Origin of the sequence: Victivallis sp. Marseille-Q1083, assembly GCF_903645315.1 — a bacterium.
GTDB lineage: Bacteria > Verrucomicrobiota > Lentisphaeria > Victivallales > Victivallaceae > UMGS1518.
In genome coordinates this window covers 2191793-2204456 of the sequence record NZ_CAHJXL010000001.1, presented here as the reverse complement: position 1 = coordinate 2204456, position 12664 = coordinate 2191793, and the positions used below count along the sequence as shown (strand labels likewise).

Sequence of the window (12664 nt, the reverse complement as noted above, 5' to 3'; positions counted from 1 at the left end):
TAAATTGTTTTTCAACCTCCGACATCTCTGATCAATTAATTTTAGCTATACTTGATCAATTATATTTTATTTCACCAGCAACTTTGATTTTTCTATTTTTTTTCACTATCATTAATATACGAATCGAAAACACAGAGGATAATATAAAAAAATTACCCAGAAATTCCGTTTTAGAAATCATATTACTTAGACATCTAAAACAATAGGATAACAATATAAAAATATCATTATTGCTGATAAAATTAAAAATAGAGTATTGATTATTAACAGTAAAATATAACATCTTTTAAAGGCTATATTTCTATATTTAAATTTCCTTACTTTTTTATATAATAAGTGCGAGAAAGAAATTTTTTTTGCTTTTGTAATAACCATTGTCTCCATCGCCAAAAAAAACGATATTAAGATCCCATAGATGCGGAATTCATCATTAAAAAATAACAAAAAAATATATGTAATAATCAATAAAAATAATAAAACAAATTGTAAGTCAAAGAGATCAAAAAAAGAAAACTCCTTCGGCTCTCCTCTATTTATATATAGTCTTATTCTTCTTATTATTCTTTCCATAAAAATTCCTCACAGTAATTGCATCCTGTTTCAATCACTAACATTACATCTAACTCATATAAAAATTTTATCAAACCTTGTTCTTCCACTGGCATATATGAGAAAATTGGTGCAGGAAATCGAGAGATAGCAACTAATGCAGATGCATGAATTGCAGAAGTTCCAATATCACCATTATCGCAATACGTAACAGAGTAATTTCCCACAAACGCAATCGTAGAATCTGTTGCATAATATAAAAAAGTCGATTGGGTGGAAATAACTCTTACACCTGTTTTGATTAGTGCCGCTGCGGCTCCGGCTGATCCTCCAACCATCGAGCCTGCAGCAATTCCATTGAGAAACCCACTCCTCATCGCCTCGACCTCTGAATTATATGAAGAACTCACTTCTGCTACAGTTTGTGAAACTCCACTTGTAATGGCTCCTGCAATTGCTCCTGCAGCAATCCCCGCAGCAGCTCCAGCAACAAATCCAGCTGGGCCTCCAACAATAAAGCCGCTTACTGCTCCAGCGATTGCTCCCGTTGCGGCCCCAGCCAAAGCCCCTGCGGCTGATGCTAACGCGGCACGTCCCAATCCAGACCAAAAACCATAACCGATATTATCAAAATATAAAATCAAGCAATTATTTCCAGCCATGTATAAATTTAATCCCCCCTCTTCCCAAATCGGATCCCGGTTGATCCAGCGTCCGATGCTTGGCGCGTAATATCGGTAGTTGTAGTAGATCAAGCCGGTTTCGGTATCGCGGAACTCGCTGCTGAACTGCCATGGATTGTTGCTCACACTGCCGGTGGCGGCAACGTTGCCGAACGGGTCGTAGTCGTAGGTCGCAACCACTGTTCCGGCGGCGGTTTTCAACTGCCGGATATTCTTGTTGCCGTCGGTGAGATAGGTGTAGACGTTGCCGCCGGCCTTCATCCACAGCGGCACGTCGAAATCGCCGCTGCCGGCCGGCTGCCAGACGTACGCCTGCGCCAGCGCCGTACCGTTGTATTCGGCGATCTGTTTGAAGCCGTCGTAAATGAACTTCTTTTCGCTCGACAACACCCAGTCGGCTCCATTCTTCGCGTAAGTCTTCTTACTGAATCGCCGGCCCTGGGAATCGTACAGAAATTCCAGCCTGGTCGTCGCGTTGTAGATCGCTTTCAGCCGGTTTTCGCCGTTCCATTCCATCGTCCAACCATTATAACCGGTCAACAAATTGCCGTTGACATCGTAAGTCGGGATGATGCTGCCGATCGCGGTGTACTGGTTCAACTGGTTCGCGGTATAGTTGGTCGCCACCGCGTTCGCCGTCGCCGTTTCCCGGTTGCCGACGGTGTCGTAAGCGTAGGCGTAATTCTGACCGCTCACCACCACTCCGGCAGCAGTCTTCTTGACGCCGCCGATCACCTGGCCAAGCTCGTCGTAGCTGTATTCCCAAGACTGCCCGTCAATCAACGTCTGTTTCGTCCGCTGGTCCCTGGCATTATAAGTATAACCGTAACCATTGACGCCGGTCAGGCGGTTGAAATGGTCATAACCGCGCGTCGCGGTGTGGACCGTCGCCGTTCCAATCTTGAACTCCGTCGACGCCAACCGGTTACTGCCGCTCACCCGGCTGTAGGTCGCCGTATGTCCCAACCCCGTCACCGTCGCCAACCGGCTCATCGCGTCGTAAGTATAGCTCGCCGCCAGCTCGACCGTCGTCCCCTGTTTCAGCGTCAGTCCGGTCGGGCGGCCCAATGCATCATAGCTGAAAACCAGTTCGCCGTTGGTCAGCAGCGGCTGACTTTCGGTCGCCACCGTCCGGTCGGCATTGTAGGTAAAATGATGCGTTCCCGCCGCATCGGTCAGGGTCGCCGTCTCCCCCAGCCGGGTCAGCGTCAGCGCGATGGCGGCCGTATCATCCGAATAACTCACTCCGGTCAGTGTTCCGCCGTTGTCGTAACAGTAGGTCGTCACCACCCCGTTGGCCCAGGTCCGGGTCAACAATCGTCCGCCGGCGTCGTAGGTGTACGAGGTCGCCTGGCCGGCCGCATCGGTCCGCGTCACGATCCGGTCATCGGCATCGTAAGCGAAGGCCGTACTGTCGCCGGGTTGCGGATAGTTCCGGTAGGTGGTCAGTTTGGTCATCCGACCGTCGGCGTCATATTCGTAGCTGACCGGATAGGCGTCGTCGCCGTACTGTTTGATCAACTCACCGGTCGCGGCGTATTCGTAATGGATCACCCGGTTGCCCGGCTGCGTCGTCTGGATCCGGCGGCCCAGCGCGTCGTACTGGTAACTCGTTACTCGGCTCTGGCTGCCGGCAGTCTGCGTCTCGCTCAACACCCGGCCGGCCGCGTCATAACTGTAAGTGGTACTGCGCTGGACGCCTCCTTCGGTATGCCGCTCCTCGCTGACGCGATTCAGACCGTCATAGAAATAGAGGGTGGAACCGAGCACCGAGTGGCTGCGTTCGATCAACCGGCTGTTTTCATAACTCTCCGTCACTGTCGAGCCGTCCGGGTTGGTCTGGGTCACCTGTTTGGCGCCGCCGCCCTGCCGGACGGTGACCATCGTCGTCAACCGCCCGAACGCGCTTTCCCGACTCCACAACCCGTCGACCGACTGCCAGCGCTCCCGGTTGGTCACCGGCGTTGCGCTGTTCAGCGTCGGATAAATCAAGGTCTTCTGATGGCGGCAGACCCTGCCCTCCAACGTTACCACGTCGTTCAACGTATCGGTCACCCGGTCGGTTCCGGACAGTTCAATGGCATTGCTGCGGTTCATGTCCACCGCCTGACGGTAGGCTTCGCCCCTGGCGTTGTAGGCAATCAGGGTATGCACCCCGTCCGCGCCGCGAATCCGCCGCAGTCGGTTGCAGGCATCGTGGTCAAAATAGGTGTAGACGTTTCCTTTGGTCCGTTCCAGATCCTTCAAGTGGTTGAAAATCTCATAGCCATAAAGGTAGGCGGTGTTGGCCGTACCGCGTTCACCATGGTACAATCTCACTCCGGATTTACCATAAATGTGGTAACGCACATGCGCCCCGGTTCCACTGACCGAATAAATTGTACGGTCGGCGTAATACCTCGAAACGACGGTCTTGCCGTCCGGCCGGGTCTGAATCACCTGCCAGACGCTGCCGCTCCGAGCATAACTGTAAGTCGTCGTCCGATCGGCCGCATCGGTTTCACTCAACAGCAGCCCATCGGCGCTGTAACAGCGGGAACTTTCCTGGGTCAGACCACCGGAACCTTGTATCGTCGTGACGATCACCCGACCGTCGGCGTCATATTCGTAAGCCTCGGTGATCCCGTCCCGCGACCGGGTCGCCACCCGCCGACCGGCATCATAGGTATACGCCGTCTCCACCCCGTCCTCATCGGTTTCCAGTATCGGGCCGCAGTTGATGTACTCGGCGGAGCTGGTACTGTCATCCAGATGGGTCGTCTGGGTAATCCGACCGTACTGGTCGAGGGCGTACTGATCATCCCGCAGCGTCAGATTGGAAGCGACATCGATTTCCTGCCGGCGGGTGGTCCACCCCTGGGCGTTCCAGGTGGTGATCACTCTGGTCCCGTCGATCACCGAGCCGGACGCATTGACCGCCCCGGTCGTTTCGGTGACGATCATGCCGCCGCCGGATTTCTGGTATTCGGTAATCTGCCGCCGGCCGTCCGGATAGAGCACCTTCCAGGCCCGACCCGGCGCAACCGTATCGTTCAGCGGATAGGCAATCGACTCGGTCACCAGGTTATTGGCCGCATTCCAGGCCGCTCCGGCGGTCTTCGCGACGATCTCCCTGTGAAACAGTTCGCCGTAAATGTGATAAACCCGGCTCATCTCCAATCCGAGCACCGTCTCGACGACCATCCGCGGCCGGCTGTCGGCGGGGCGGGTGACATCGTCGTCACTGACCGGTTCGTAACTGTAAGTCGTCACCCGGTTCAGGTCGTCGGCATCGGCCGGAGTGCTGTTCTTGAATGGCGACCGTTCCTTGATTACCCGGCCGAGACCGTCATAATCATACGCCTGCCACTGGCCGTCGTAAGCGGTGCGAAGCAACAGTTTCCCATAGGTGGCGGAAGTGGTGTCCCAATCGTAAACATAGGTCGTCCGGCGCTCGTCCGCCGCGCCGTAATTGGCGATGTCGGCGGTCTTGATCCAGCCCTTCGGCGACCGCGTCTGCTCCTCCCAGGTGGTCTTGCTCTGGCCGTATTCGGACACGTAATGACACAATATCCGGGTCGCCCGGCCGGCGGCGTCATTCCCGGTTGCCGTCACATAATCGCCGGTCAACCGCAACGTCATTTCGCCCAGTTCCTCCGGCAGCCGGTAGACATTCAACCGCGTCGCCCGGTCGGCGCTGGCCATCTCGTACAAACGACCGGTGACGCTGCCGGTCGGGCCGGTCGTCGTCAGGTTCTGCGAAACGATCAGTTTTTCCCGCATACCAGCCGGAAACGGGCAATTCGGCAAATTGAAAATATCCCTGGCCACCGCCACGGCGGTAAATTCAGCCGGATTCTCCTCTTCCCAATCGATCGTTTCGTCGATCGACTCCAAACCGGACCAATCCGCATCTCCCGACGCCTTGATCAGAATCCGGCCGCTCACCTGACCGCTCATCTGATCCATCGGAAGCCGCACCGTCACTGCGCCGCTGACCCATTGACGATAAGATACGCCCCCTTCCGACAGACTGGTGATCGCCACATTGTCGCCGGGAGGCGTTTCCGTCAGCTTTTCACCATCCTCGGTTTCGTACAGGCAGGTCAGCCCGCCCCGGAAAAGATGGCTGACCCCGTCGTTGAAATCGGCCCGGTAATAACTTTGATTGCCTTCCGTCACGTAACTGAGTTTAAAACCGGCGCCTTCCGCTTCCGTTTTGTTCCCGGCCGAATCGAAATTCCAATGGGGTGCAACCGTCGCCCCGCTCGGACGCTGAATCTCGGTGAACGCCCAGCGGCAACCGAGCGTCGTATCGGTACCGCTATACTGGGCGACGATCGAGGTATTGCAGTTATAGTGCCAGACCGAACCGCCACTAAAGTTGCACAACGTCAGATAGTGGCCGATTTGCAAGCCCGAATTCACCCCGGACGACAAGCCGAGCGGAATCCCCACCGAACCGAATTTCTCCCGGATCGCTTTGAGCAGCAGCGTCTTCGGATCCTTGTCGCACTGCGCCCCATTGCCGTTACAGGAAAAAACATTACAGCCGACCGCCGCGACGCCGTTGTCTCCATTATCGCTCAACGCACTGTCGACCCCGGCGGAAACCGGCTGAATATCGTACTCATACAGAAAGGCAGTACCACGCTCATAGGCATATTTATTCTCTACTCCGTGCGACCAAGTCGGACAAGTTCCCTGACAGACCGGCGTCGCCGGCAGCGGCTGAAATCCCCAGTCCCAGCTAGGCCCTTCATAGTATTCATCGCTGCCGATCAAAGATTTATTTACCGCGTGATTGCTGACCGCAAACCGGGGATTCTGCGTTCTGGTTTCGCCTTGTTCCGTGACCCGGTCGACCAGAAAATGAAACATTTTCACCGAATTCAACGCCGGAGCCGGATAAGCACTGCCGGCGCTGATCAAGGCCGGCAATTTTCCCTTATAATGATAGACAAAGTACATTCGCTCAATCCGATAAACATATGGATCGGGAGAACTCGGGCTATGATACAAACGATAAACCGACATGCCGACGGAATTTCCGGAGTCATCCCGGTTAAGCGTCGAGACCATTACATCACCGTCATCCAACTTGGAATGGCTGGCCGTAACATGGTAGGAGCCGGAAATCCGCAGCATTACTTTCATCTTGTTCATCAATGCCACCATATCATCGATATGCTCCCGCAGCAGCGGCACTTTGCTGCCGAAGTTGGAATTGGTCGTGTAAACATCCGGTCCGCGCGGTACGGTGTAACTGCCCGGCACCAACAGCAATCCCCGGGTATAGCCGGTGGCAGGATCGACATTCCAGGTTTTATCCAACGTCGGCATCGCCTCTTCTATCGTCGTCGCCCCGTTTACGGAAATTTTGCCGATATCGATATAATAGCTCATCATACTGAGAAGGGCACTGCGCAAGGCCGTAAAATCGCTTTGCCGGACCGTCGACAACGGCGCCTTTTCCTGACAGGAAGTCGGAGGCCGCCAGCCGCGTTCAATAAGCCCAGCCCGGATCGCATTGAAAGCCGGAACGAATTCACAGCCGACCGGCGCGGTCAGGGCCGGTCCGTAATAAGCCGCCGCCGGGGTGGCGTTGCCGCCGGATTTGGAACGGTCGGCCTGGAACTTCGGGGTACTGACGCGTCGTTTCATGATTCTCTCCCTGGCAAAATTGAAAATAATCCATTGCTGAAAGCTCAAAAAAAATCGAACAACCGGCAACTATGGTTGAATTACGGACTGAAGAACGCGAGAGGAGGCGCATTCCGCATTCCCGCCAGAAAAGGAACAAACAATAATACGATGGAAATCATGGCACTCCCTTTTGCAAAGAGACCAGAGATACATTTTCCAGTGATAGAACCTTTATATCATAAAAAATCCCAAAAAGCAAGTAGTTCAATAAAAAAATTCATAAAAAAGAACAGTAATTTTTCCTATATTTCCAGAAAAGAAAAAAGCGCCGGAAATTCCGACGCCTGTAAAAACCGTCACCCGATCAGCGCCGGGCGACTCCGCTTGACAAACCGATCCGCACCGCCATGACGGCGCGCGTGAAAATTTTACCGCTCCAACCGATAGGTCCGGATTTCAAACGGCCGCATCACCAGTTCCAATTCAGCACCGGCCGGCAATTCTTCCTCGGTGGTCCATTCGATCAAATCGGTCCGGAAAATCGCCGAAAATTCTTCCCGCAACTGCAGCAGGCCGCGTGAATGACAGCCGGCGGTTTCCACCAGCCGGATGACCAAATCCTCGCTTTTTTCCGCTTTTTTAACGACTTCAAGCATGATATGGTCGGCGATCAGCCGGCAGGGCAATTGCCACTCGCCGCTGAAACCGACGGCGGCAACCGGCGCTTCATTGAGCATGGCCGCCTGATTGATCACCAGCTGGTGCGTCGTCCCGGCCCGGTACGGCAACAGTACATAGGTGAATTCATGGTCGCCCAGATCGGCGGTCGGATCGGGATACTTCGGCGAACGCAGGATGTTCATATCCAGCACATTTTCCCGCAGCCGGAAGCCGTATTTGCAATCGTTCAGCAGGGCGACGCCGTATTGCGGGTCGGACAGCTTCACATAACGGTGGGCACTCACTTCGAACTGCGCCAGATCCCAACTGGTGTTGACCTGGGTGGAACGCGACAGGAAACCGTACTGGATGTCGAACTGGGCCTGAGCGGCCGACAGATTGACCGGGAACGCCACCCGCAGCATTTTATTGGCCTCATCCCAGTGCACCCTGGTTTCAAAACGCAGCGCTTTGCCGCCGCCGAGAATGATCTGCTGGCTGAGCGTCGAACGGCCGATGCGCTGCTCCAATGCCAGAATCTGGCGGACCGGACCGACCGTCTTGCGCAATGCCGCACTCGGCAGCGCTTCCGCCACCGGACAGTTGACATAATCCAGGTCGACGTCCCAGGCATCGAAATTGATCGGGTTGTCGTAATAAAGCCGGAAAACATTGCCGGGCGCTTCCGGCGACAGAAATTCGAACTGCAATTCTTTGTCATAACCGCGAATCAGCCGGCCCCGCTCGTCGAACTCATAGCGCACCAGATCATTTTCCAGCACCGCCGGGCCGCCCTCCACCGTCGAAGCGGCCAGATCGCTGCGCCTCAACTCCACGCTGGAATACGGCGGAATGACCACCTCGGCCACCACGCCGTCCTCCTCCCGCTGGCAAGGCAGCGTGGCGCCGTCGAATTCCACGCCGGCCCAATCCGCCGGCAGGCGGTAGTAGCCACGGTATTCACAGCCCAGCGTGTTGAACAGGGTAATCGTGTCGGCCTCGGCAGTCAGCGCCGATTCCCAGGCGTCGGCCAGCAATTTCCCGCATTGCTCGAACAGTTCGGCATAGGCGGCACGAGCTTCGGCATACACCCGGGTAATCGACGAACCGGGGATGATGTCGTGGAACTGGTGAAGCAGCAACTTTTTCCAGGCGGCGTCCAGCGCGGCAGCCGGGTAATTCTCCACCGGCAGGCAACTGTAAACGAACTCCAGTTGTTTCAGCAGATGTTCCAGACGGCGGTTGGACCTTTTCACCCCGGCTTGCGTGGTGAACGTCCCCTGGTGTTTTTCCAGGAACAGTTCGCCGGTCCAGACTTCCAGCCGATCCCGGACCGCATCGAGACGGTCGAGCAACTGCCGGGCCGGCGCCATCTTCACTTTCGGACAGCCTTCGATCGAAGCGAGGCGCCCGGCCCGCTCGATGTGTTCTTCGAGCGGCCCGCCGCCGCCGTCACCGCAGCCGTAAAGCGACAAAAAAGCGTCGGCGACATCGCTCTCGGCGAAGTTGTTCTGTCCGAAGCCGAGATCCCGCGGCGTCATCGTCCCGTTATAGGTATTTTCCGGCGGACAATGGGCCAGCACCTCGCTGCCGTCGATGCCCCGCCAGCGGAACGTCGTATGCGGAAAAACGTTGTAATTGTTCCAGGAAAGTTTTTGCGTGACGAAATAATCGCAGCCGCACCCTTTGATGATTTGCGGCAACGCGCCGGAATAACCGAAAACGTCCGGCAGCCAGAGACTTTTCACTTCGACGCCGAATTCATCGCGGAAAAAGTTTTTGCCGTGCAGGAACTGCCGGATCATCGATTCCCCGCCAATCAGATTGGCGTCGGCTTCCACCCACATGCCGCCCTGCAATTCCCATCTGCCGTCGGCCACGCGAGCCTTGAGCCGCTCGTACAAATCCGGATAGTCCTCCTTGACGAACTGATAATGCTGCGGCTGGGAAGCGCCGAACCGGTAATCCGGATAACGGTCGATCAGGGCCAGTTGCGTCGCGAACGTCCGGCCGCATTTGCGCCGCGTCTCCCGCAGCGGCCAAAGCCAGGCGGTATCGATATGCGCATGGCCGACGGCCATCGCGGTCATGCTGCTGGCGCAAGCCGGCGTACTGAAAAAAGCCTCCTGCAGATAATCGCGCACTTTGCCGGCATTCGCCGGCATTCCGGCGTAGAGATCGTTGGCCCGGCTGGCGATCGCCGCCAACTGGCGCGCCCGGTAACCGTCCGGCGTATTCTGCAGCAGATTGACCAGAATATCCAGATCGTAACTCAAATCCAGTACCGTTTTGTCAACCGAATACAAATCCAGCGAAGCGATCCGTCCGACCGTGCCGATCACCGCGTCCTCGATCCGCCGCGGCCGGTCATCGAGCAGCAGGCCGAAATTGTCATTGGCGGCGGCGTCGACATAGAATTCCACCGTTTCGCCGCCGCCGGCCGCCTCGGTCACCAGATATTGGTCGCGAATGTATTCGCGGCAGAACAGCGAGCGGTCGGTCAACCCCTGCAATGCGTTGCCGTCGCTGTCGAACAACAGCCCTTCGCCGCCGAGATTCAACCGGGCGACGACCCGTTTCCCGGCCCATGCCGCCGGAATCTGTCCGGAAATATGCATCCAGGCGCATTGCCAGTTGCCGCCCCACACCTCCCCTTTGGCAACGGGACGGAAAGAACGCTGCCGGGCTTCCGCCAAGGTAATGGGTTCTTCGGTAACGACACATTCCGCCGCCAGCGGCACGCTCTCCTGCCAGTAATCCCGGCGCAGCACTTCGAGGAACACGCGGGCTTTGTCGCGCAGATAACGCATTTTTTCCTTGTGCATGAATTCTCTCTTTCTATGACATGGTTTGAAAGCTCGTGGAGATATTCAAAGCCTGACCGGAATGCCGTGTCCGGCCAGAAATTCCTTGACCTGAGGAACGCTGAAGGTGCCGAAATGAAAAATACTGGCGGCGAGAACGGCATCGGCGGCGCCGTTCTGCAGCACCGCCAGGATATGTTCCAGCGTCCCGGCGCCGCCGGAAGCGATGACCGGCACCGGCACCGCTCCGGCAATCGCCCGGGTCAGTTCGATGTCGTAGCCGTCCAGGGTGCCGTCGGCATCCATGCTGGTCAGCAGAATTTCACCGGCCCCCAATTCGACGGCCCGCACCGCCCACTCGACGGCATCAAGTTCAGTCGGCCGCCGGCCGCCGTGGGTATACACCCGCCAGCGTTCTTCGCCCGGAACGCGTTTGGCATCGATCGCCAGTACGACGCACTGCCGGCCGAAGCGCTCGGCGCCGGCCCGGATCAGGTCCGGATTGCGGACGGCAGCGGTGTTGACCGAAATTTTATCGGCGCCGTTGTTGAGCATCAAACGCATATCGTCGACGGTACGGATGCCGCCGCCAACCGTCAACGGGATGAAAACCTGTTCGGCGGTCCGCCGGACCACATCGACCATCGTGCCGCGATTGTCGCTGCTGGCGGTGATGTCCAGAAAAACCAGTTCATCGGCCTTCTGGCGGTCGTACGCTTTGGCCGCCTCGACCGGATCTCCGGCATCGATCAGATCGACGAAATTGACGCCTTTGACGACCCGGCCGCCAGTGACATCCAAACAGGGAATGATTCTTTTGGCTAACATGATTCGCCGTCAATCCTGCTGCGGCACGGACCCCGGCTTCAACGCCTGAACCGCCCGTTTGCCGGCGTAAAATGCGTTGATGTTCGCCTGGATCACCGCCTGTTTGCTGCTGAAGCAATCCATGATCGCTTCCTCAAACACCCGGTTGAAGTCATCCTTGTCGTCGCCTTCGAGGAAATAATCCTCCATCATCGTCGCCAACGCGCCGAGCATCACCGAATTGGCGTATTTCAGATCGCCGAGCTGACGGGCCAGATCGGAGGCCGCCACGCAGTAAACGATTTTGTCGTCGCCGATATTGGCCGGCAGTGTCATCGTCGAGCTGTCGTAAAGCAACACGCCGTGCGCCTTCAATTCCGGCAGAAATCTCTCCAGCGACGGCTGGTTCAGCGCAATCAGCAGGTTGCTGTTCTCTTCGACAATCGGCGATCCGACGGTATCGCGACTTAAAATCACCGAACAATTGGCGGTACCGCCGCGCATCTCCGGACCATAAGAGGGCAGCCAGGAAACATTGAAGTTGCGCAATTTGCCCATCGTCGCAATCATGAAGCCGAGCGACAGCACGCCCTGGCCGCCGAAGCCGGCCAGCTTGATTTTGCGCTCTTTTTTGAAAATGGCCGACGGATTGCGGAAATTGTCGTCGACGCTTTTGACCACCTGGACCGGATAGAGCAGCTCCTTGACCGCCGCCGGCTCGTAGATGCCTTCCGGCCGATGCACCGGGTCGCGCTCCTCGGCGATGTCCTTGAAACAGCCCAGCGGAAAATAGCGGACCATCTGGTTGTCGATGAATTCGTTCATCTCGCGGGCGTTCAATTTCAGATTGACCGGACAGCCGGAGAGAAATTCGACGATCGAAAAGCCTTTGTGGTTGATCGAATTGGTCAATGCCTTGCGCACCGCCCGGCGCGCCGCCAGAATATGCTTGGTCGTCGACAGCGCGCAGCGTTCGACATAGACCGGCGCGTCCAAGGCCGCCACCATCTCGCAGACCATCAGCGGATATCCCTCGCTGTTGACCGAACGGCCGTTCGGACTGGTCTGGGTTTTCTGGCCCGGCAGCGAAGTCGGCGCCATCTGGCCGCCGGTCATGCCGTAAATGGCGTTGTTGACGAAAAAGACCGCCAGGTTCTCGCCGCGGTTGGCCGCCTGCAGCAGGTGGTTGAAGCCGATGGCGCCGAGGTCGCCGTCGCCCTGGTAACCGATGACGAGATTTTCCGGATTGGAACGCGACAACCCGGTCGCCACCGCCGGAGAACGGCCGTGCGGCACCGAAATACCGAAGCAATCGAAGTAATAGTAGGTAAATACCGCACAACCGACCGGCGCGATCAGCACGGCCTTGTCCTTGATATCGAAATCGGCGATCGCTTCGGCGATCAATTTGTGCAGAATGCCGTGGCCGCAACCCGGACAGTAGTGCATGTTCTTCTTGATCGGTCCGGGACGGCGTTCGAAAGTATCGAAAAATCCTTCCGGCCGGCCGTGTATGATTTTTTCCGTGATGCTCAT

At 56.3% G+C, this 12664-nt stretch carries 5 protein-coding genes; 1 reads left to right on the top strand and 4 read right to left on the bottom strand.

The genetic code is table 11. The features are described 5' to 3' along the window. Positions 1 to 557: 557 nt before the first annotated feature. On the bottom strand, positions 558 to 6875 hold the full coding sequence (locus HWX74_RS08955) for an RHS repeat domain-containing protein (protein ID WP_176013211.1): 6318 nt from the start codon (positions 6873 to 6875) through the stop codon (positions 558 to 560). A 33-nt stretch (positions 6876 to 6908) separates the two neighbouring features. Here HWX74_RS08955 and HWX74_RS08950 point away from each other — a divergent pair, with 33 nt between their 5' ends. Continuing rightward, positions 6909 to 7268, top strand: a complete 360-nt coding sequence (locus HWX74_RS08950) for a hypothetical protein (protein WP_176013210.1) — start codon at positions 6909 to 6911, stop codon at positions 7266 to 7268. A gap of 17 nt (positions 7269 to 7285) precedes the next feature. Here HWX74_RS08950 and HWX74_RS08945 read toward each other — a convergent pair whose 3' ends face one another. The 3 genes from HWX74_RS08945 to HWX74_RS08935 are packed head-to-tail and all read right to left on the bottom strand — an operon-like array spanning position 7286 to position 12664. After that, a complete protein-coding gene (locus HWX74_RS08945; RefSeq protein WP_176013209.1) occupies positions 7286 to 10342 on the bottom strand; it encodes a glycoside hydrolase family 38 C-terminal domain-containing protein in 3057 nt (1018 codons plus the stop codon). A gap of 45 nt (positions 10343 to 10387) precedes the next feature. Then, positions 10388 to 11149, bottom strand: coding sequence for an imidazole glycerol phosphate synthase subunit HisF (hisF, locus tag HWX74_RS08940; protein ID WP_176013208.1), 762 nt, complete (start codon positions 11147 to 11149; stop codon positions 10388 to 10390). Positions 11150 to 11158: 9 nt separating this feature from the next. Continuing rightward, positions 11159 to 12664, bottom strand: coding sequence for a 2-oxoacid:acceptor oxidoreductase family protein (locus HWX74_RS08935; RefSeq protein ID WP_217704904.1), 1506 nt, complete (start codon positions 12662 to 12664; stop codon positions 11159 to 11161).

Excerpts from the sequence above, each read along its gene's own strand:
- HWX74_RS08955 (WP_176013211.1), bottom strand. The coding sequence starts at position 6,875 with ATGAAACGACGCGTCAGTACCCCGAAGTTCCAGGCCGACCGTTCCAAA.
- HWX74_RS08945 (WP_176013209.1), bottom strand. The coding sequence starts at position 10,342 with ATGCACAAGGAAAAAATGCGTTATCTGCGCGACAAAGCCCGCGTGTTC.
- hisF (WP_176013208.1), bottom strand. The coding sequence starts at position 11,149 with ATGTTAGCCAAAAGAATCATTCCCTGTTTGGATGTCACTGGCGGCCGG.
- HWX74_RS08935 (WP_217704904.1), bottom strand. The coding sequence starts at position 12,664 with ATGAGCATCACGGAAAAAATCATACACGGCCGGCCGGAAGGATTTTTC.